The sequence below is a fragment of the Micromonospora sp. 050-3 genome (assembly GCF_046549335.1).
Classification (GTDB): Bacteria; Actinomycetota; Actinomycetes; order Mycobacteriales; family Micromonosporaceae; genus Micromonospora; species Micromonospora trifolii.
The window spans coordinates 254,962-274,873 of sequence record NZ_JAJPVX010000002.1 but is presented as its reverse complement, the minus strand read 5'-3'; the positions used below and the strand labels follow the sequence as shown (position 1 = coordinate 274,873).

16 protein-coding genes are annotated in these 19,912 nt (G+C 71.8%); 5 read left to right on the top strand and 11 right to left on the bottom strand.

Annotation, left to right across the window (positions count from 1 at the left end; translation table 11 throughout):
- The first annotated feature begins 42 nt into the window (after positions 1–42).
- Both ACLJOK_RS16210 and ACLJOK_RS16205 read left to right on the top strand, forming a co-directional pair.
- Positions 43–327, top strand: coding sequence for a hypothetical protein (locus ACLJOK_RS16210; RefSeq protein ID WP_091396374.1), 285 nt, complete (start codon positions 43–45; stop codon positions 325–327).
- Between the two features lie 98 nt (positions 328–425).
- Positions 426–887, top strand: a complete 462-nt coding sequence (locus ACLJOK_RS16205; protein ID WP_410819674.1) for a hypothetical protein — start codon at positions 426–428, stop codon at positions 885–887.
- 7 nt (positions 888–894) lie between these two features.
- On the opposite strand, the gene ACLJOK_RS16200 is transcribed toward ACLJOK_RS16205, so the two are convergent.
- Together ACLJOK_RS16200 and ACLJOK_RS16195 are read right to left on the bottom strand one after the other, a co-directional pair.
- On the bottom strand, positions 895–1,773 hold the full coding sequence (locus ACLJOK_RS16200; protein ID WP_410819673.1) for a PASTA domain-containing protein: 879 nt from the start codon (positions 1,771–1,773) through the stop codon (positions 895–897).
- Between the two features lie 161 nt (positions 1,774–1,934).
- Complete coding sequence (locus ACLJOK_RS16195; RefSeq protein ID WP_410819672.1) at positions 1,935–2,615, bottom strand: PASTA domain-containing protein; 681 nt, start codon at positions 2,613–2,615, stop codon at positions 1,935–1,937.
- 122 nt (positions 2,616–2,737) lie between these two features.
- Here ACLJOK_RS16195 and ACLJOK_RS16190 point away from each other — a divergent pair, with 122 nt between their 5' ends.
- Positions 2,738–4,144 carry a hypothetical protein gene (locus ACLJOK_RS16190; protein WP_410819671.1) on the top strand — a complete coding sequence of 469 codons (1,407 nt, stop codon included), beginning with the start codon at positions 2,738–2,740 and terminating at the stop codon, positions 4,142–4,144.
- 130 nt (positions 4,145–4,274) lie between these two features.
- Here ACLJOK_RS16190 and ACLJOK_RS16185 read toward each other — a convergent pair whose 3' ends face one another.
- Both ACLJOK_RS16185 and ACLJOK_RS16180 read right to left on the bottom strand, forming a co-directional pair.
- The gene (locus ACLJOK_RS16185) at positions 4,275–5,753 is read right to left on the bottom strand and encodes a glutamate--cysteine ligase (RefSeq protein WP_410819670.1); all 1,479 of its coding nucleotides are present in this window, start codon (positions 5,751–5,753) and stop codon (positions 4,275–4,277) included.
- Between the two features lie 312 nt (positions 5,754–6,065).
- Positions 6,066–6,647 carry a YceI family protein gene (locus ACLJOK_RS16180; RefSeq protein ID WP_410819669.1) on the bottom strand — a complete coding sequence of 194 codons (582 nt, stop codon included), beginning with the start codon at positions 6,645–6,647 and terminating at the stop codon, positions 6,066–6,068.
- 100 nt (positions 6,648–6,747) lie between these two features.
- Here ACLJOK_RS16180 and ACLJOK_RS16175 point away from each other — a divergent pair, with 100 nt between their 5' ends.
- Positions 6,748–7,266, top strand: a complete 519-nt coding sequence (locus ACLJOK_RS16175; protein WP_410819668.1) for a MarR family winged helix-turn-helix transcriptional regulator — start codon at positions 6,748–6,750, stop codon at positions 7,264–7,266.
- Between the two features lie 227 nt (positions 7,267–7,493).
- On the opposite strand, the gene ACLJOK_RS16170 is transcribed toward ACLJOK_RS16175, so the two are convergent.
- The 3 genes from ACLJOK_RS16170 to ACLJOK_RS16160 all read right to left on the bottom strand — a co-directional run bounded on the left by ACLJOK_RS16170 (position 7,494) and on the right by ACLJOK_RS16160 (position 13,041).
- On the bottom strand, positions 7,494–10,148 hold the full coding sequence (locus ACLJOK_RS16170; protein WP_410819667.1) for an ATP-binding protein: 2,655 nt from the start codon (positions 10,146–10,148) through the stop codon (positions 7,494–7,496).
- Between the two features lie 133 nt (positions 10,149–10,281).
- Positions 10,282–11,430 carry an acyl-CoA dehydrogenase family protein gene (locus ACLJOK_RS16165; RefSeq protein WP_410819666.1) on the bottom strand — a complete coding sequence of 383 codons (1,149 nt, stop codon included), beginning with the start codon at positions 11,428–11,430 and terminating at the stop codon, positions 10,282–10,284.
- A gap of 78 nt (positions 11,431–11,508) precedes the next feature.
- Entirely contained in the window at positions 11,509–13,041 is a 1,533-nt protein-coding gene (locus ACLJOK_RS16160; protein ID WP_410819665.1) for an acyl-CoA carboxylase subunit beta, read from the bottom strand.
- Positions 13,042–13,209: 168 nt separating this feature from the next.
- Here ACLJOK_RS16160 and ACLJOK_RS16155 point away from each other — a divergent pair, with 168 nt between their 5' ends.
- On the top strand, positions 13,210–13,785 hold the full coding sequence (locus ACLJOK_RS16155; RefSeq protein ID WP_410819664.1) for a snapalysin family zinc-dependent metalloprotease: 576 nt from the start codon (positions 13,210–13,212) through the stop codon (positions 13,783–13,785).
- A 54-nt stretch (positions 13,786–13,839) separates the two neighbouring features.
- Here ACLJOK_RS16155 and ACLJOK_RS16150 read toward each other — a convergent pair whose 3' ends face one another.
- The 4 genes from ACLJOK_RS16150 to ACLJOK_RS16135 form a co-directional block, all read right to left on the bottom strand.
- Complete coding sequence (locus tag ACLJOK_RS16150) at positions 13,840–14,760, bottom strand: hydroxymethylglutaryl-CoA lyase (protein ID WP_410819663.1); 921 nt, start codon at positions 14,758–14,760, stop codon at positions 13,840–13,842.
- A 153-nt stretch (positions 14,761–14,913) separates the two neighbouring features.
- On the bottom strand, positions 14,914–16,251 hold the full coding sequence (locus tag ACLJOK_RS16145) for an acetyl/propionyl/methylcrotonyl-CoA carboxylase subunit alpha (RefSeq protein WP_410819662.1): 1,338 nt from the start codon (positions 16,249–16,251) through the stop codon (positions 14,914–14,916).
- Positions 16,252–16,322: 71 nt separating this feature from the next.
- Positions 16,323–16,922, bottom strand: coding sequence for a TetR/AcrR family transcriptional regulator (locus tag ACLJOK_RS16140; protein ID WP_410819661.1), 600 nt, complete (start codon positions 16,920–16,922; stop codon positions 16,323–16,325).
- 104 nt (positions 16,923–17,026) lie between these two features.
- On the bottom strand, positions 17,027–19,912 hold the full coding sequence (locus ACLJOK_RS16135; protein WP_410819660.1) for a hypothetical protein: 2,886 nt from the start codon (positions 19,910–19,912) through the stop codon (positions 17,027–17,029).

The following is a 19,912-nucleotide window of genomic DNA, read 5'->3' as shown; positions in this document are numbered from 1 at the left end:
ACCGCCGGCGCAGCCGCCGGCCGATCCTCCCCAGGAGCCCATGTGCTTCCCCGCACCGGTGACGTACTGCACGTGACACGCGCGGCGAGTGTCCAGTTCCTCAGGCCGATCAAGTTCCGGGTGATCCGGGTGCTCGACTGGCCGACCTACGACGGCTGGCTCTGGCTCGACGGCTACGAGTTGAACGCCGCGGGCGACGCGGTCACCCGACGGTCGATCTTCGTCCAGCGGGAAGGGTTGCAGCAACTGCAGGCCGCCCCCGAACCCCGTCCGCACACCGTGCGGGCCCGCCGCCCGGTCGCGCGTACTCCGCTCCGGGTGGGCTGACCGACCCGATCCGCCGCCGGTGGGCGTGCCGTCGCCATAGAATTGGTACGCCCACCCCGGCACCGTTCCACCCGCTCGTCCAGGACCCTGACCCTGGGATGGTCATGGTCAATCAGCCCGCCCTGCGGCGGCACCACCGCTCCCGTACCGCCTACGCCTTCGGACTCCTCGCCCTCCTCGGGGCGATGGCGACACTCCTGGTCCTCGTCCGCGACCCGGCGATGTCGTCCACCCGGCTGACCACACCGGTGCCCGCACCGGAGATCACCGTGCTCGACTCCGACCCGCAGACGGGCGACGGTCGGTCGATCTACGAGGGGCCCGGCTGGGTCGACACCGGCCCCCCGGCCGACCACGCCGGTGGCGCCGACCCGACCGGGCCGGTGTCCGGCCTTGGTGCCGGTGGCCAGTCCGACGGCCGTCAGGACCTCGCCGAAGCAGCTCCGGCCGGGCACAGCGCCACTGACATCCGCCGCTCCCTCTTCTGGTCCGGCATCTTCGGCCTCGCCATCTCGCTCGCCGGCATCGGCCTCGTCGGCACCCGCCGCCGGATGTGGTGACCAGCGGTCAGGACGTGCTCGTCACAGTAGGGCTCGGCGTGGTCGGGCTCACACCGGTCAAGGGTGGGGCCTGGGAGATGATCAACAACACCTCGTCGTCGGTGGTCACCGACGTGCCCGCCTCCGGCTCGGTACCCACCACCGTCCCCGGTGGCAGCTCCGACGGGCGGTACACCACCCGGTAGGGCAGACCGAGCCGAGTCAACAGCCCCTCGGCGGTGGCCTGCGGCAGGCCGGCGAGCGGAGGCACAGGCACCTCGTCCGGCGCGTCAGTGGTCGGCGAGCTGCTCGGCGACTCACTGCTGGGCGCCGCCGACGTGGGGGCTGCGCTGGTCGGCGGGGCGCTGGGGGCACTGGTCGGCGGAGGGGACGGGGTGGGCCCACGATCGTCCCGGTCGTCGTCCTGCTGGGCGAGCACCAACCAGAGCGCGCCCCCGAGCAGGCCGGCGAGCAACAGCGCCAGTACGCCCCAGAGGATCGGCGACCACCACCGCCGACCACCCTGCTCCTCGACGTACCACTCACCGCCGGCGTCGTCCGGTCGGGGCGAGCGCACCTCGGCCCTACCGGACCAGGACGGCGGTATCGGCGCCGTCCGATCGGCCGGCGGGCCCGGCCGGGTGCCGGCGGGCCGGTCGATCGCCATGGTCTGGTCGGGCGACAGGTCGGGACGAGCCGGGACAGTACGGTCGATCGGTGCCGTGTCGTCCGGGTTGGTGGGTGGGGTCGGTTGCGTCGGCTCCGGTCGGTCAGCGGCGGGTCCGGTCGGGGCCGGCCGATTGGCGGCGGCCCCGGTAGGCCCGGGCCGGTCAGCGGCGGGGGGCAGGGGGCGGGTCCGGTCGTCGTCGTGCTCGCCGGCGGGAGGCTCCTGACGGTCGTCGCTCATCGCACGTCCTTTCCCGAACCGGACGGGCGTCATGGCCCCTCGACCGCCAACCTAGTCGCCCACACCGCCATCGGTGGGGATCAGCGTGCCGAGCCGCGCCGACTGCCGGCGAGACAGGACGGCGGTTACGCGCCGGGAGGCTCGAACCCGCCGGCCTGGAATCAGGGCGTGGGTTTCGCGGTCGGCTGGCCGTCGGAGCCACACCAGATGCTGACCTGGTCGTTCCACCGGGCCGGGCCGTCCTCGGCGGGCTCCTGCCGGCTGACCTTCCCAGTGCGTCCGCTGACGTAGCGCGGGTAGAGGCCCTCGTCGACCAACTCGTCGGCGGCGTCCGCGCAGCTCTTGCCGACCACGTCCGGCACCTCGGCGGCCGGCGCCGGCCCGGCGACCTGTAGTTGCACAGTCGTCCCCCGGGCGACCTCGGTGCCCACGTCCGGCGTGGTGCTCTCGACCGTGCGGCCGACGCCGCCACCGAAGACCAGCCGCCAACCCAGCCGCTTCTCGCGCAGCGTCTCCCGGGCCTGCTCGAAGTCGGTGCCGATCACCGGCGGCACGGTCAGGCCAGCGCCCTTGGTCGGGGTGGCGGAGGTCTGGACCGCCGACGGTGTCGGCCGCCCGCTGCTCGGTCGGGGTGCGGTGGCCCGGGTGGTCGACGCGCCAGCCGTGGTCGCGACGGCCAGCGGATCACCCGAGGGTGTGTCGTCCTCGCCGGCCAGCAACCAGCCACCGGTAGCGCCCACGGCGGCGAGCAGCACCGCCGCCAACCCACCACCGAGCACGACGCTGGCCCGGCCCGCACCGCCACCGGCGGCATTCTGCTGGCCCGTGTTCGTGTCCGTCATAACGCCCACCGCCTCATCACCGGCGACCGTACCGCCCGCCGCCCAATCCGCCGCACTGGCGGTCCACACCGGCGGGTCATTGCGACTCGCCGCGCCGACGACGGGACGTTACGCTGCCCGGCATGGCCAGACAGGGCTGGGGAGTGTCGATCGCGACGGCGATCGGGGTCGCTGCCGGCGCGGGTGCCGCACAACTGGGCTTCGGCTACGGGCTCGGCGTCATCACCTGGACGCCCACCGACGCCGGTGCGACCGACACAGCCTGGGCGGACGGCCTCGCCTGGGCCACCTGGCTCGCCGCCAGCTCGACGGTCCTCGGGGCGGTCTGCGCGCAGCGGCTGCACCAACGGAACGCCCCGGCGAAGACCGTGAACTCGCCGCCCGGCGGTGTTGCCCGTCGCGAGGGCCCGCAGCTCGGCGATCGGGCGCCGGAGCACGAAAGCCCGGTTGACGGGCCTCCACCGGCCGTCGACACTGCCCGGCCGGAGGTGGCAGGCACACCACCACCGGTGGCCGAGCCGCCGGTCCACGACCGAGGTGGCCTGCTGCGCCGGGTGGCCCTGGCGCTTGGCGCCGGGCTGGGCGGGCTGGTCACGGTGCTGTTGATCGCCGTACCCGCGCGGGTAGCGACCGGCGCGGACACCGGCGCCCCGCAACGGACGGCCGCCGTACAGGCGACGCTGGGCATCCTGATCGGCGTCCTCGTCGCGATCTGGGCGCTTCGCTCCCGAGCCGCCGCGGCCAACGTGACAGCGACGGCCGCCTGGCTCTGGCTGCTCGCGGTGATCTCCGTGATCGACGGGGTACGCGTCGGACGAGGGCTGACCGGCGCGCAACTCGGCACCTGGCAGTTCGACCCGGACCACGCCCGGTACTGGATCGGGGGCCAGCTCTACTGGCCCGGCGCGCTGCTGGCACTGGTGCCAGCGCTGCTGATCGGCGTACTGGCCGCCCGGCGGTCCGCCCGCTCGGGCGGGCACCTCGTGGGTGCGGCGGCCTCCGGAGCGGCGGGCCCGGTGCTCGTCGCGCTCGCCTACCTGACCACCCTGCCGCACTGGTCGACGCTGGGCCCCGCGCAGTTGTCCACCCAGCTGATCGCCCCGTACGCGGTGATCGCCGGTCTCGGCGGCTCGGTGCTGGCCGCCCGCCTCGGCGAGCGAAGTGAGCGGAACCGCCCGGCCGCAGGGAGCCGCCCGGCCGAGCCGAGTGCAGTCGCTCGGGACACGGTGGCCGACCCGGCGCCGGTCGCCGAGACCGAGCCGCCGGCCTTCGGCTCGACGGCCGGGACCTCGGCCTCGACGGCGGGAACCGCGGCGCGGCGCAGGAGGGCCGACGCCCCACCGCAGACGCCCCGGACGGGCTCGCTGCCGGGCGACGCCACCGCCGCACCGCAGGTTCCCGCACCGCGTACGGACCCGGACCTCGCGGATCCGGCCCGTCCCACCGAAGCACCAGCGGCGGAGGACCTGGCCCCCACCAGCCGGCGCACCCGAGCAGCCCGCCGCGCCACCCGCCCCACCACCGACTAACCCCGGCCCCGCCCCCGGCCCCCCGGCCCCCGACCCACCCTGTTGATCATGAAGTTATTGCCACCTCGATCGGCGTGTCATGGCAACAACTTCATGATCAACGCGTCCGGGGCGGAGTGTGGGGCGTGGGTTAGGTGGTTGGCCAGGTGTGGACGGGTTGGTTGGTGCGCTGGAGTTCGGCGTAGCGCTGGACCATGTGGTGCAGCGCGGCCGACCGGTCCATGCCGTGGTGCCGCTCCGCCGCCCAGACCGCCTCGGTCTGCCAGACGGCGCCGTTGCGGCCGGTACGGCAGCGCTGCTCGATGATGTCGAGCAGCCGGTCCCGCTGCGCCGGGGCGACACCGAACCCGTCCAGGCCGGTGGCGGCGGTGGGCAGTAGTTGGTCCAGGACAAGCTTGGTGACCGGCACGTCGCCGAGCCCGGGCCAGTGCAGCACGGCGTCGAGGCCACGTCGGGCGGCGGCGTGGAAGTTCTCCTCGGCGGAGCTGAAGGTGAGCTGACTCCAGATCGGGCGGTCGGCCTCGGCCAGACCGCGTACCAGCCCGAAGTAGAAGGCAGCGTTGGCCAGCATGTCCACCACCGTCGGACCGGCCGGCAGCACCCGGTTCTCCACGCGTAGATGGGGGCGGCCGTTCATGATGTCGTAGACCGGACGGTTCCACCGGTAGACAGTGCCGTTGTGCAACCGCAGCTCACCGAGCTGTGGCACACCACCGGCGTGCAGGACCTCCACCGGGTCCTCGTCCTCGCAGATCGGCAGCAGCGGCGGGAAGTACCTGACGTTCTCCTCGAACAGGTCGAAGATCGAGGTGATCCACCGTTCGCCGAACCACACCCGCGGCCGTACGCCCTGGGCCTTCAGCTCGTCCGGGCGGGTGTCGGTGGCCTGCTGGAACAGGGCGATCCGCGTTTCGGCCCACAGTTGGCGGCCGTACAGGAAGGGGCTGTTCGCCCCGACCGCCACCTGCACTCCGGCGATGGACTGGGACGCGTTCCAGTAGTCGGCGAAGCTGTCCGGGGCGACCTGGAGGTGGAACTGGAGGCTCGTGCAGGCGGCCTCGGGGGCGATCGAGTCGGTGTGCGTCCGCAACTGCTCGACGCCGCGGATGTCCAGTTCGATGTCCTCGCCCCGGGCGCCGACGATCTGGTCGTTGAGCACCCGGTACCGCTCGTTGGTGGAGAGGTTGTCCTCGACCAGGTGCCCCTCGGTGAGGGTGGGCAGGATGCCGACCAGGACGATCTTCGCGTCGGATCTGGCGGCACGCTCGTCGGCCCGGGAGAGGCTGCCGCGCAGGTCGTGCTCGTAGTCGGCGAAGCCGGCGCCCTCGATCAGTCGGGGCTCGGCGTTGAGTTCCAGGTTGAACTGCCCCAACTCGGTCTGAAAGAGGGGGTCGGCGATGTCGGCGAGGATCTCCTCGTTACGCATCGCCGGTTCGGCGGCCGAGTCGACCAGGTTGAGTTCGATCTCCAGACCGGTCATCGGCCGGTCGGCGTCGAAGCCGAAGTCGTCCAGCATCAGGGCGAAGACGTCCAGGCATCGCCGCACCTTCTGCCGATATCGGACGCGATCATCCCGGGTGAAGGCGCCCCCTGAGACGTCCCTGCCCATGTGTCCTCCCCGACGGCCGGCGCGGTCGGGATCCTGCCGTCCCGGAAGCGCTTTGTGAAGCATCCACGGTAAGAGCGCCCACCTGACCGGGGCCAGAGGCCGACGGCGGTGATCCGACGTCGACCGGCGCGGACGCGCTCGTGGCGCCTTCTGTACCCCGTCGTCGACCGGCTGGACCCGATGGCGGTGCGAACAACCCGTGACAATTACCACGAGCGAGAACGACGCAGGGCCCGCGCCGACGTACGGCGCGGGCCCTGCGTACCGGATCGCCGGGAGGATCCCCCCTGGCCCTCCGGCGATCCCCGGGGATCAGGCCTGACGGACGGCCTCGCCCTCGATCTCAATCTTGATCTTGCGGCTGACCAGCACGCCCCCGGTCTCCAGGGCGACGTTCCAGGTCAGGCCGAACTCCTCGCGATCGATCTCGGTGCTCGCGGAGAAGCCGAAGATGTCCTGGCCGAACGGGCTGCGGCCGACACCCTCGAACTCCACCTCCAGCTCGACCGGGCGGGTGACGTCCTTGATGGTCAGCTCACCGGTGAGCACGAACTCGCCGCCGCGACGGGACTTGACCCCGGTGCTGCGGAACTCGAGCGTCGGGAACTTCTCGGCGTCCAGGAACTCGGGGCTGCGCAGGTGAGCGTCCCGGTCGGCCTGGGTGGTGTCGACGCTGGCGGCCTGAATGGTGGCGACGACCGACGACTGCAGCGGGTCCTCGGCGACGGTGATGGTGGCGGTCGCCTCGTTGAACTCACCGCGAACCTTGCTCACCATCATGTGCCGGGCAACGAAGCCGACCCGCTTGTGCGCCACGTCGAGCGCGTAGGTGCCGGCCGCCGGGATGGTGAGGCCGTCCCAGTCGCGGGTAACCGTGTCGATGCTGCTGGTCATGCTGCTGCCCTCCAGGGGGATTGTTGAATAGCCCAACGACTGCTTGAGCAACTATAACTGCAACAACATTCCCCGTGTCAAGCACTGGTATGATGAACCGGTGACCAACGTCTTCGACGATCCCCGGATCACCGCCGTCGGCCTGCTCTTCGAGGCACACGCCGGGCTGTCCGCCCGGTTCAACGCCCAGCTCGAGGAGCACGGCCTCTCCGCGGTCGAGTTCGAGGTCATCACCCGACTGGCCCGCTCGCCGGGCAACCAACTACGCATGACCGACCTCGCCGCGCAGACCTCCCTGTCGACCAGCGGAGTGACCCGGGTGGTGGACCGGATGGAGCGCGACGGGTTACTCACCCGCCGGGCCTGCCCGAACGACCGACGCAGCTCGTACGCGGTGGTCACCGCCTCTGGAATGCAGCGCCTGAACGAGACGCTGCCCGGCCACCTGCAAATGATCGAGCAGTGGTTCACCGGTCAGCTCGACCCCGAGGCGCTGGCGGCTCTTCTCGACGGGTTGCGCCGAGTCCGCGACGCCGCGCATCCGTGCGCCACCGCCGGCAGTAACGACGTCAGCCCGGAGCAGGTCGCCGCCACCGACAACGCCGCCCGGCGGCACTGACAAGCACCGCTGTCGGACGGCGGCAGCGGCAGAAAGACCGGCAGAACTGACCCAGCCAAGCTGGAGGATTCGGTCCAAGCCGACTTTCTGCCACCGCAGCGGTGGCAGGCTTCCCGCACCGGGGATCACCGGGGGGTGACGGCGCGGGCGATCAGCGAGGGGTAGCACCAAAGGGGGCTCTTCGCCCGCGCCACTCTCCCGTGCGATCCGCTCGGGAAAAGCGCAGGCTACCGAGCCGGTCCACCCCGAGCGGCGATCAGCGCGTAGAGCAGGCCCGACTCCTGCGGCAACAGCCGGATGCCGCCCTCGACACAGACCCGGTCCAGTCGATCGAGCACCGCCGGGTCCGCAGTGCTCGCGGCCAGCCCCACCAGCGCCTCCACCACGTCGCGGCGCTCCTGCCCCGCATGGTCGGCGGCGGCCGCGAACCACTCGGCAGCCAACTCCCGGTCACCCCGGTGCAGCGCCAGGTTCCCCTCGATCAGCGCACAGAGCCCGGCCTCCGGGCCACCCCAGGCCAGCCCAGCGTCGTCCGAGCGCGGTCGCGGCACTGTCGGCCGCGCCGGCAGCGCCTCCACGCCCCCGGCACGCAACTCGGTCAGCACCTCGGTCGCCTCCGCGACCCGCCCGTCCTGGGCGAGCGCCAACCCGACGGTCCCGAGCACCCGACGGCGACGCCCGGGATCACCCGGCTCGGACAGCGCAGCGATCGCCCGCCGGCCCCGATCGATGGCGTCCGCGTACCAGCCCTCCAGTCGGGCGACCTCGGCTCGATTGGCCCAGCCGAGCACCCGCAGTCGCTGCTCCCCACTCTCGGCGGCGAGTCGGTCCACGGCGGCGAGCCGGCGGCGGGCCGCAGCCAGGTCACCCGTACGGATCTCATGCCAGGCGAGACTGTTCTGCGCCACCGCCAGGTCCCGGGTCCGCCCGTTGCGGGCGGCCAACCGCAGCAGTGCCTCGGCCTGCTCGCGAGCCTCGTCCTGCCGCCCGACGGAGATCAGCAGGGTGCCGAGCACGTTGCGCGCCTCCAACTCCCCGGTGACGTCGCCGGCCTGCCGGAAGCTGTCCAACGCCGCACGGGCCGTCGACAACTCCTCGGCGCCGGCGCCGTGCTCCGCCGCCAGCCGAGCGACCCCGAGGGCGGCCCAGGCACGCAGGAGAGGATCGGCGTCGGCGGTCCGCGGGTCCGCCAGCAGCCGCCGCAGCCACTGCCGCCCCACCACATCGCGTCCACGGAACCGCCACCAGCGGGTCAGGCAGGCCGCCAACCGCAGCGCTGTCAACGGGTCGTCGGTGGCCGCATGGGCCAGCGACGAGCTGATGTCACTGCTCATCTCGTCCAGCCGGTGCACCGCGTCGGGTAACCGTGGGCCGATCAGGTCGGTGGCGGTCCGGGCCACCAGGCGCGCGATGACCTCCGCATGTCGACGCCGGATGCAGGTCAGCTCACCCGCACCGGCCGCCTGCTCGACGGCGTAGTCGCGGACCGCGTCGAGCAGCCGGAACCGGAACGACCCGGTTCCGCGTACGCTCAGCAGCCCCAACTCGACGAAGCGATCCAACAGCGGAACCGGGTCGATCGCCACGGTGCCGTCCCGATCGGCCTCGTCGGCGAGCATCTCCTCGGCCAACTCGACCGACCAGCGGTTACCGAAGACTGCCAACTGCCGCAGCGCGGCCTGCTCGTCCGACGCCAACAGGCGGTAGCTGAACGCCACCGCGTCCCGCAGGGTGACGGCGACCGAGACGGCCGCACGGGTGTCGGGTCCGCCCGTCCGGCTGCCGAGCGCCTCCGGTGCGTCCCAGGCCGGATGGGCGGACGCGTCGACGGGAGTGGCCAGGTCGAGCACCCGGTCGCCGTACCGGTCGAGCAGTTCGGTGAGGTCGAGGAGTCGGCCCCGGGCGGCCATCAGCTCGATGGCCAACGGCAGCCCGCCCAACCGGCGCACCAACGCGGCGAGCGCCGGCAGCTCGGCGGGGGTGGGTGGCTCCCGGCGGACCTGAGCGAGCCGTGCGGTGAACAACGCGACCGCCGGCCACGATTCGAGTCCGGAGTGTTCGGCCTCCGGTGGTGGCACGTCGAGCGGCGCGACCGGCCAGACCCGCTCACCGGGCAACCCGACCGGGTGTCGCCCGGTGACCAGCACCCGCAGCGAGGGCAGTGCGCCGATCAGCCGGTGCAGGGTAGCGGCCACCGGGCCCGGGGCGCGCTCCACCGCGTCCATCACCAGCAGCGTCGGCCGCCCGGCGAGCAGCGCCACGAGTTCGGACAGGCGCGCCACGCCGAGCACGGCCATCGAGGCGGCGAGCACGTCCGGACCGTCCGCGCCCTCGCCCACCAGCACCCCGGCCACACCAGCCGGGTGGGCGGATGCCACCAGGTGCGCCACCGACGTCGCCAGGGCTGTCTTGCCGACGCCGGCCAACCCGACGAGGCTCACCAACCGGGGCCCTCGCTCCGCGGTCAGCATTCCGGCCAGCTCGGTGAGGTCGCGCTCTCGGCCGATCAACGCGACCGGCGGCGGGAGCGCGACCGACGGGTCGGCGGGTGCGGCCGCCGACGTGGCGTTGCCGCCGACCGCGAACGCCGTCGAGGTGGCGTCTGACGGGGCCAGTTCGGCACCGGCGCCGCGGGCCGCGGCCAGGAACGCCGCCCGGCTGGTGCCGGTCAGCGCCAGTGCCCCGGCGAGCAGCTCGACAGTGGTGCGCTGCGGCCGGATCGACCGGCCACGCTCCAGGTCACGCACCGTCCGCACACCCACCCCGGCCCGGGACGCCAGCTCGGCCTGGGTCAGGCCGGCTGCGCGTCGATGCCCGCGGAGCAGCTCCGGCAGAGTGGTACGTCCAGCCGGGCTCCGCGACCAGTCATGATCCGGAGTCATGGGCACGAAGAGTACGGATGGACTCCGACCGTCGGCAGTCGAACGTCGGGCTACTGACGCCCGCTCGCCGAAACCCGACAGCCGTACGGACAGTCCGTCCGGGACGACCGGCGGATCAGTGCGGCTGGGCCAATCAGAGGCCCAGATCCCGGGCGATGATCATGCGCTGCACCTCACTGGTGCCCTCGCCGATCTCCAGGATTTTGGAGTCCCGCCAGAACCGGGCCACCGGGTACTCGTTCATGAAGCCGTACCCGCCGTGGATCTGGGTGGCCTCCCGTGCGTTGTCCACAGCGATCGTGCTGGCGTGCAGCTTGGCGATGGCGGCCTGCCGCTTGAACGGCTCGCCGGCCAGCATCCGCGCGGCGGCGTCGTAGTACGCCAGGCGAGCGGTGTGTGCCTTCAGCTCCATGTCGGCGATCTTGAACTGGATGGCCTGGTTGGCGCCGATCGGCTTGCCGAAGGCGTGCCGCTCCTTCGCGTACTTGATCGACTCGTCGACACAGCCCTGGGCGAGGCCGACGGCGAGCGCGGCGATGGCGATCCGGCCCTCGTCGAGGATCCGCAGGAACTGCGCGAAACCCCGACCCCGGGCGCCGAGCAGGTTGGCGGCCGGCACCCGGCAGTCGTCGAAGGTCAGCTCGTGGGTGTCCGAGGCGGTCCAGCCCACCTTGGAGTAGCCGGGCGCGACGGCGAACCCGGGCGTGCCGGTCGGCACGATGATCGTCGACAACTCCTTGGAGCCGTCCGGGTTCGTGCCGGTCACCGCGGTGACAGTGACCATGGCCGTGATGTCGGTGCCCGAGTTGGTGATGAACGCCTTCGACCCGCTGATCACCCACTCGTCGCCGTCCAGCACCGCCCGGGTCTGCGTGCCGGCGGCGTCCGATCCGGTGCCCGGCTCGGTGAGACCGAAGCCGGCCAGCGCCTCGCCGCTGAGCAGCCGGGGCAACCAGGTCGCCTTCTGCTCCTCGGTGCCGAAGCGGTAGATCGGCATCGCGCCCAGCGAGACCGCCGCCTCCAGCGTGATGGCCACGCTGGAGTCGACCCGGGCCAGCTCCTCCAGGGCCAGGCAGAGCGCGAAGTAGTCGCCGCCCATGCCGCCGTGCTCCTCGGCGAAGGGCAGACCGAACAGGCCCATCTTGCCCATCTGCCGGATCACCTCGTACGGGAAGGTGTGCTGCTCGTAGTGCTCGGCGATGACCGGGGCGACCACCTCGCGGGCGAATTCCCGCACGCTCTCGCGCAGCGCCGCTTGTTCGTCGGTGAGCCGGAAATCCATCTCATCCTCCTGTAAGGACGGTCCGCCCCGGCGCTCGTGACGCCGGGGGCGGGTCGCTGTGCGGGCCTGACTCGATGATCAGACCGGGGTGACGCCGTGCCGACGGCGGGAGAAGTGCCGATCCTTGGTACGCGCCGCCGCGAATCGACGGACCAGCTCGGTGCGCAGGTCGTGCGGCTCGACGATGGCGTCCACCACCAGCTCGCTGGCGAGCCGGACGACGTCGATGTCCTGCTCGTACTCGGCCCGCTTGGCGGCGACGAAGGCGGCCCGCTCGTCCTCGTCCGCGATGGCGGCGATCTTGTTGGCATAGACAGCGTTCACGGCAGCCTCGGCGCCCATCACGGCGATCTTCGCGGTCGGCAGCGCGATCGTGGCGTCCGGCTCGAACCCGGGGCCGGCCATCGCGTAGAGGCCGGCGCCGTACGCCTTGCGGACCACCACGCAGATCTTCGGCACTGTCGCCTCGGAGATCGCGGTGATCATCTTGGCGCCGTGCCGGATGATGCCCTGCTTCTCCACCACGCTGCCGACCATGAAGCCGGGCACGTCGCTGAGGAACAGCAGCGGCACGTTGAACGCGTCGCAGAGCTGCACGAACCGGGTGGCCTTGTCGGCCGAGTCGACGAAGAGCACGCCGCCCTTGAACATCGAGTTGTTGCCGACCACGCCGACGACCTGACCGTCGAGACGGCCGAAGCCGATAGTCAGCTCCTTGGCCCAGAGGGCCTGGATCTCGAAGAACGAACCCTCGTCGAGCAGGCCCTTGACGTACCGCCGCATGTCGAACGCCTGCCGCTCACTGGCCGGCACCAGCGCGGCCAGGTCGGCCTTCGCGGGCGCGGCGACCGCCGGTGCGGTCGGCGGCGCCTGGGTCCAGTTCGCCGGCAGGTACGACAGGTAGGTCTTCACGACGTCGAGCGCGTCGGCCTCGGTCTTGCAGAGGAAGTGCCCCACGCCGGATTCGGCGGTGTGCACCTTGGCCCCACCCATCGCCTCCAGGGTGGTCTTCTCGCCGGTGACCATCTCGACCATCCGGTCGGAGCCGAGATACATGCTCGCGTTGCCGTCGACCAGCGCCACCACGTCGCAGAATGCCGGGATGTACGCCCCACCGGCGGCGCTCGGGCCGAACAGCGCGCAGACCTGCGGGATCGAGCCCGAGGCGCGGACCTGGTTCCAGAAGATCTTGCCGGCGCCACGCCGGCCGGGGAAGAGGTCGACCTGGTCGGTGATCCGGGCACCGGCCGAGTCGACCAGGTAGACCATCGGCACCCCGGCGCCGTATGCCCGCTCGATGATCCTGATGATCTTCTCGACGGTGCGGGCACCCCAGCTGCCGGCCTTGACGGTGGAGTCGTTGGCCATCAGGCAGACCTGTCGGCCGTCGATCGTGGCGGTGCCGGTCACCACGCCGTCGGCGGGCAGCCCTTCGGCCATCGTGTTGGCGTAGAGGCCGTCCTCGACGAACGAGCCCTCGTCGACCAGGAGCGCAACCCGTTCACGGGCGAAGAGCTTGCCCTTGGCCGCGTTGGCCGCGTGGTACTTGTCCGCGCCGCCGGACCGGGCCCGCTTGCGCAGCTGCTCCAGTGCTTCACCGTCGAGCGTCACGCCGACTCCTCCGCCATACTGACCTGAACGATCGTTAGGCTAGCGCATCGGCGCGGTTGTCGGCGACCTACGAGCGAACCAGACAGTTAAGCCGAGAGCAAGACATTGAAAAACATGAATACACATCGCTAGGCTCCTGGCACCCCTCCTCCCAGATCGGAGTCAGCGATGACCTCACGACTCAACCGGCTCGCCGTCGCGTTGCTCGCGACGACACTCGCCACCCTCGGCATCACGGTCGCCAACCCGTCGCCCGCGTCCGCCGCCATGACCATCTGCTACAACACCAGCCAGGCGGGAAGCTACGCCAGCGTCGCCAACCAGGCCGCCTCGATCTGGAACAACGCCACCGTCAACCTGACGCTCTCGGCGAACTGCGGCTCCAACCTGCGCATCTACCGGATCACCGGCGGCGGTTCGTACGCCCAGCGGACCAGCCTCGGCAACGGCCGGGTCTACATCGACACCCAGCAGGCCGCCCAGTACAGCGTCCTGCGGATCATGACCCACGAGATCGGGCACATCCTCGGCCTGCCGGACAACTACAACGGCAACTGCGCCCTGCTGATGTCCGGCGGCAGCGCTGGCACCAGCTGCACCAACGCCTACCCGAGCACCGCCGAGGCGAACCGGGTCAGCAACCTCTTCGCCGGCACCCGCATCGCCACCGAGCGCAGCACTGACAGCGCCGGGGCTGACATCTTCCGCGACAGCTGGCCGAGCATGCTCACCTCCGTGAGCTGATCGACCGGGCACGTGGAAGGGGCCGGCGCGTGCGCCGGCCCCTTCGTCGCGTCCTCAGCTCGGCAGCGGCGTCAGCCGGGTACGCGGACCGGCGCGCAGCACACCGGACGGCAGCTTCTTGCCGAGCAACTCCTCGGCCAACTCCGCCGCCTCGATGAGCGCCGGCAGGTCGATGCCGGTGTCGATGCCCATGTCGTGCAGCATGTGCACGGCCTCCTCGGTGGCCAGGTTGCCGCTCGCCCCCGGCGCGTACGGGCAGCCACCGAGGCCACCGACGCTGGCGTCGAACTCGGTCACCCCCAGCTCCAGCGCGGTCAGCAGGTTGGCCAACGCCGTACCCCGGGTGTTGTGGAAGTGCAGCAGGACCGGCACGTGCGCGTTGCTGTCGCGTACCGCTGTCAACAGCTCGCGGACCCGACGCGGAGTGCCCATGCCGGTGGTGTCGCCGAACGCGACCCGGTCCGCGCCGTCGCGAACGACCCGGTCCACGATCCCGGCCACCCGCTGCGGGCCGATGTCCCCCTCGTACGGGCAGCCGAAGCTGGTCGCCACGATCACCTCGACCCGCGCCGACGCACCGTGCAGCAGGTCGATCAGCTCGGCGATGTCGTCCAGCGACTCGTCGGTGGACCGGTTGACGTTGCGCCGGTTGTGCGTGTCGCTGGCCGAAACCACCACCTCGATCTCGGTGAATCCGGCGGCGAGGGCCCGCTGGGCGCCCCGGGTGTTCGGCACCAGCGCGGAGTAGCGCACCCCGTCGGCCTTCACCGCCCGCTGCCACACCTCGTCGGCGTCGGCCATCTGCGGGATCGCCTTGGGGTGCACGAACGACACCGCCTCGATCCGGCGTACGCCGGTGCCGGAGAGGGCGTCGAGCAGCCGCACCTTGGCGTCGGTCGGGATCGGGTCCTCGTTCTGCAACCCGTCCCGCGGTCCAACCTCACGAATGGAGACGAAACTCGGCAGGTCCGCCATAAGGGGTCACCTCACTGTGACGAAAGCAGTGCTTAGGGGTTCCTCCCAGCATGCCACCCCGCTGTTGATCAAGAAGTTTGCGTCATCCGCAGCGCGAATCCTGACGCAAACCTCTTGATCACCGAAGCGGAGCGGGGTGGGGTGGGGTGGGGGTTAGCGCATGCGGGAGACGATGCCGGTGTCGTAGGCGCCGGAGAGGAACTCGTCGTTGGTGAGCAGCTCGGCGAAGAAGGGGACGTTGTTCTTCGGGCCTTCGATCTGGAACGCCGCGACGGCTGCCTTTGCGCGATCGAGCGCCTCGTCACGCGTCGCGCCGCTCACGATCAGCTTGGCCAGCAGGCTGTCGTAGAACGGTGTGACAGTGTTGCCCTCGGTGTAGCCGGAGTCCACCCGGACGCCCTCGCCCGTCGGCTCCACCCACGTCCTGATCACACCGGGGCCGGGCAGGAAGCGCTTCGGGTCCTCCGCGTTGATCCGCATCTCGATGGCGTGCCCACTCGGGGTCAACGCGTCCGGGTCGAACGTCGGCGCCAGCCCGGAGGCCACCCGCAGCTGCTCCTCGACCAGATCGATGCCGTAGACGTACTCGGTCACCGGGTGCTCCACCTGCAACCGCGTGTTCATCTCCAAGAAGAAGAACTCGCCGGTGGTTGGGTCGAGCAGACACTCCACAGTGCCCGCGTTGCGGTAGCCGACCGCCTCGCCGGCCCGCACCGCCGCCGCCAGGAGACGGGCTCGCAGCTCCGGCGACACCGCCGGCGACGGGGACTCCTCCACCAGCTTCTGGTTGCGCCGCTGCACCGAGCACTCCCGCTCGCCGAGCGCCACCACCCGGCCGTCGGCCAGGCCGAGGATCTGCACCTCGACGTGCCGCACCCGGGGGAAGTACCGCTCGATCAACACCGAGCCGTCGCCGAACATCCGCTCGGCGAACGCGCGCACCTTGTCGTACTCGGTGCGCAGCGCGGCCTCGTCGACGGCCACGCCCATGCCCATGCCGCCGCCACCAGCGGCGGCCTTGACCATCACCGGGTAGCCGATCCCGGCTGCGGCCGTCACCGCCGCGTCCAGGTCGGCGGCCGGGTCGGTGGTGCCGGGCGCGACCGGAACACCTGCCGCCGCCATCAAGTTTCGGGCGTTGATCTTGTCGCCCATCGCGGTGATCGCGTCCGCGTCGGGTCCGACCCAGATCAGGCCGCTCGCCTCGACGGTACGGGCGAACTCGGCGTTCTCCGACAGGAAGCCGTACCCGGGGTGGATGGCCTGCGCGCCCGTCGACTTCGCGGCGGCGAGGATCGCCTCGGTGTTGCGGTAGCTCAGCGCCGGGTTCGGTGGGCCGATGAGGACCGCCTCGTCCGCCTCCGCGACGAACGGCAGGTCCGCGTCGGCCTCCGAGTGCACAGCGATCACGCGGATGCCGAGCCGCTTGGCGGTCCGGATGATCCGGCGGGCGATCTCGCCCCGATTGGCGACCAGCAGTGACTCGATCATGTTTCCTCCCGGCGTCCGGATGGTGGGACGATGTCAGGGAATCATGACCGGTACGGTTCTGACGAGTCGGCTCAGGCGAGCAGCGCGGCCAGGGCCGCGCCGCGCAGCAGCTCGGCGCGGCGTCGCCGGTCCACCTCACCACCGAGGAACGGCGTCGAGTTCATCAGGCCGAACGCGGCGTGCGCGAGCACCCGCGCCTCACCGTCGGGCATGCCCGGGTGCAGCGCGGTGAGCACTGTTACCCACTCCTCGACGTAGAGCCGTTGCAGGCGACGAATCCGGCGCCGCGGCTCCTCGGGCAGGCGGTCCAGCTCGTGCAGGTGCAATGCGATCACCGCCGGATTGGCCAGCGCGAACTCGACGTGGAAGTCGATCAGCGACTCCAGCACGCCGCGCGGGTCGTCCGAGCGCCCGACGGCGCGTTCCCGCCCACCGGCCAGCAACCCCTCACTGACCGGAATCAGCGCGGCGGCCAGCATGGCTTCCTTGCCGGCGAAGTGGTGGTAGAGCGCCGGACCGGTGACCCCGGCGGCCGCGCCGATGTCGTCCATCGACACGCCGTGATAGCCACGCGCCGCGAACAGACCTACCGCGATCTCCAGGATCTCGTCCTTGCGGGACCTGCGCCGGCCCGCACCCGCCGCACCCCGTGCCTGCTGCTCCACCGTCACCGGGCAAGCCTAGACCGCGAGGAGCCCGCAATGGTTGCCGGTCAGTTCCGTTCGCACCTGACCTTGCTGGCCGCCCCTGACCTGGCCAGGGGCGGCCAGCCAGGTCAGTCGTCCTCGTCCAGGTCGTGCTCCGCGCGCAGCGCGGCGGCCTCCGCGGGTCGATCGAGCAGATCGAGCGCCCGAGCCAGCAGCCAGGCCGTCTGGCGGACCTGCCGCGAGGCGGCCGGCAACCCACCGAGTACGCGGCGCAGCAGCGGCTCCGCCTCGGCCGGCCGGTCCATGCGCAGCAGCAGCTCACCGATCAGGATTTCCACCTGGGCGGCCTCGCCGAACGCCTCGATCGAGCGCAACCGGTCCGGCACCCCGGTGAGGCGGGACAGCGCCTCGTCCAGTCGGTCCTGCCCGGTGAGCACGCGTGCTCCGGCCTCGGCCGCCATCGCCAGCTCGTACAGCACCGGTGGTTCGGCCTGCCCGGCCAGCTTCGCCGCCAGCCCGTCCACCACCTCGACGGCGCGCAATGCCGCGTCCGGGTCGTCGGCCCAGAACCAGGCGTACGCCTCCCGCCGGTGGGCACGCAGCTCGTCCAGCGGCAGGTCACCGAGCCGGTACGCCTCGGCCGCGGCGGCGAACCGCTCGCCCGCCGCCGCGTCCCGGTCGGCGTCGTAGAGGATCCCGCCGGCCTCCTCCAGCACCTGCGCCCGGTGCGGAAGGTTGTCCGGTCCGTCCAGATTGCTGGCCAACTGCTCCAGCAGGGCCAACGCAGGGTCGATTTCACCAAGGCCGGCGTAGACACCGGCCAGCAGGTGTCGACAGCGATCGGCCTCCGCCTGGGCGCCCAGCCGATCCAGACCGAGCACGGCCTCCTCGGCGACCTCGGCAGACTCGGCGAGCCGGCCCACCATCTGGTACGCGTTCGCCAGCTCCCACCGCAGGAACGCGTCCCCCTCGGCGCCCCGCTCCACGCACAGCGTCACCGCCTCGACGAAGTCGTCAACTGCGTCCGGGGCCCGGCCAGCCGCCAACAGTGCCCGGGCGCGGGTGACCCGGACCGGCAACTCCGCGTCCGCCGGTGCCGCCGCCAACGCCTCGTCGCAGGCGGCCACGGCATCCGCCGGATCGTCGACGAGCCGCGCGTACGCCAGGCAGGCACCCGTGACCACCTCGCCGACGCCCAGCTCCCGGCCGATTTGGCGAGCCTCGTCGACAACGGTGCGTGCCTCGTCGACGCGGTCCAACTGCTCCAGCAGGTGCCCCCTGTGCAGTGCGATCCGGGCCGCCAGGTGCTGGTCGCCGCCCGCGTCGGCCGGTACCCGGTCGAGCGCGGCGAGCGCGTCCGCCCAACGCTCGCGGTGCAGCAGCGCCAATGCCACCCGGTCGTGCCCGGCCGCCCGCTGCCCGGCGTCGCCGAGCCGGTCCAGGACCTCGGCCGCCTCTCGGGCCAGCAGCAGACCCTCATCGGTGTCCTCGTCGGACCGGGTCAACAGCACGCCGAGCCGCCCGGCGACCGTCTCGGCGGCCACCTCCTCGCCAGCCTCCCGGTACAGCTCCAACGCGGCCCGATTCAGCTTGATCGCACCATCGATGTCGTCCCCGTCGCCGCGCTCCGACGCGCGCAGCGCCAGCCGGTGCGCGGACGTGCGTGCGGGCAGCTCGGCGGAGCCGAACCGGTCGTCGAAGGCGACAAGTGCCGCCCGGAAGGTGGCCCGGTCGTGCCGGCCCCAGCTCTGCTCCGCGAGGTCCAGCAGATCGTCCGGGCCGGCGTCGACCGGCAGGGTCACGACCTGTGGTTCAGCCCTGCCGGATGGCACTCGCCGGGCCCGGTCGGCCGACGACGCTGGTGTGCTCTGCTCGACGACCGGCTCGTCCCCGACCGGGCGGGCCGGGCGGCGGCGGACGCTCGCCGACAGCGGCACGTGCTCCCCGCTCGCCTGCGTGGCCAGCCGGCGAGCGATCCACTCCGACTGGTGGGTGGTGCCGTTACGAGCGTCGAAGCGGGCGGCCAGACCGGTCGCGGTTTCGGCCAGCTCGTCCGCCAACGACGCCGCCGACACCTCGGCGGCGGGCCGGCCCTCGGCGGCCCGGCGGTAGACGGTCGACGGGCCGGCCTGCCGAAGCGCGGCGGCGGCCGCCGCGGCGAAGTGCATGGCGGCGGCCGGCGACGGCGGCCGGTCCAGCCAGTCCAGGTGGCGCTCGACCAGCTCGACCGCCCGCGCCTCGTTGCCGGTCAGCGTGCAGAACTCGATGTGGTCCGCGATGTCCCAGAGGTCCGCGAGGTTGCCGCGCAGCCGGCGGTACGCCTCCCGGTGCGCGTCCCGTGCCTGGTCACCCCGCCCGGTACGCAGGTACGGCAGGAGCAGCGCGGTGAGGATCGCCTGCGGCTGCTCGGTGCAGGTGAGCCGACCGGCGAGCACCGGCTCGGCCAGCGCCACCGCCTCGGCGTCCCGGCCGGTGTCGGCGAGGTAGCCCACCTGGCTCGTCGGATCACAACCGGCGCAGTCGGACAGTTCGTCACGTGGGGTGGTCTGCCAGAGCCGGTACCAGTGCGCGGCGGCCTCGACGTCGCCCACGTGCTCGGCAACCCGGAACCGGTGCTTGTGCACTGCCTGAAGGCTGTGCCCGCCGGCCCGGTAGCGCCGCTCCATGTCGTCCAGCACCGCGTACGTGCGGTCCAGTGGCACCTCGGGGAACTTCAGCAGGCCGGACGCCATGTACTTGAAGTGCCACAGCAACTGGTGCAGGTGGCGCTGATGGTAGGGCTGCGGGTCCCGGTCGAACTCGGACAGACACCAGGAGAACGTCACGAAGGACTTCGCCGGCTCACCGCCGTAGATGTAGCCGGTGGTGGCCTGCATCCGGGTGACGAACGCGAGGTGCCTGTCGTCGGCGGCGTCCACCCGGCGCAGCAGCTGCTCCAGCGCGGCGATCTGCCCCGCCCCGTACGGCATGTCGGCGATGCCGTGCAGCACCCGCCACAGATCCTCGTCGCTCAT

What these genes read in the sequence shown, in the direction of transcription:
- ACLJOK_RS16205 (WP_410819674.1), top strand. Translation starts at nt 426, where the DNA reads ATGGTCATGGTCAATCAGCCCGCCCTGCGGCGGCACCACCGCTCCCGT.
- ACLJOK_RS16200 (WP_410819673.1), bottom strand. Translation starts at nt 1,773, where the DNA reads ATGAGCGACGACCGTCAGGAGCCTCCCGCCGGCGAGCACGACGACGAC.
- ACLJOK_RS16195 (WP_410819672.1), bottom strand. Translation starts at nt 2,615, where the DNA reads ATGACGGACACGAACACGGGCCAGCAGAATGCCGCCGGTGGCGGTGCG.
- ACLJOK_RS16190 (WP_410819671.1), top strand. Translation starts at nt 2,738, where the DNA reads ATGGCCAGACAGGGCTGGGGAGTGTCGATCGCGACGGCGATCGGGGTC.
- ACLJOK_RS16185 (WP_410819670.1), bottom strand. Translation starts at nt 5,753, where the DNA reads ATGGGCAGGGACGTCTCAGGGGGCGCCTTCACCCGGGATGATCGCGTC.
- ACLJOK_RS16180 (WP_410819669.1), bottom strand. Translation starts at nt 6,647, where the DNA reads ATGACCAGCAGCATCGACACGGTTACCCGCGACTGGGACGGCCTCACC.
- ACLJOK_RS16170 (WP_410819667.1), bottom strand. Translation starts at nt 10,148, where the DNA reads ATGACTCCGGATCATGACTGGTCGCGGAGCCCGGCTGGACGTACCACT.
- ACLJOK_RS16165 (WP_410819666.1), bottom strand. Translation starts at nt 11,430, where the DNA reads ATGGATTTCCGGCTCACCGACGAACAAGCGGCGCTGCGCGAGAGCGTG.
- ACLJOK_RS16155 (WP_410819664.1), top strand. Translation starts at nt 13,210, where the DNA reads ATGACCTCACGACTCAACCGGCTCGCCGTCGCGTTGCTCGCGACGACA.
- ACLJOK_RS16150 (WP_410819663.1), bottom strand. Translation starts at nt 14,760, where the DNA reads ATGGCGGACCTGCCGAGTTTCGTCTCCATTCGTGAGGTTGGACCGCGG.
- ACLJOK_RS16145 (WP_410819662.1), bottom strand. Translation starts at nt 16,251, where the DNA reads ATGATCGAGTCACTGCTGGTCGCCAATCGGGGCGAGATCGCCCGCCGG.
- ACLJOK_RS16135 (WP_410819660.1), bottom strand. Translation starts at nt 19,912, where the DNA reads ATGAGCGACGAGGATCTGTGGCGGGTGCTGCACGGCATCGCCGACATG.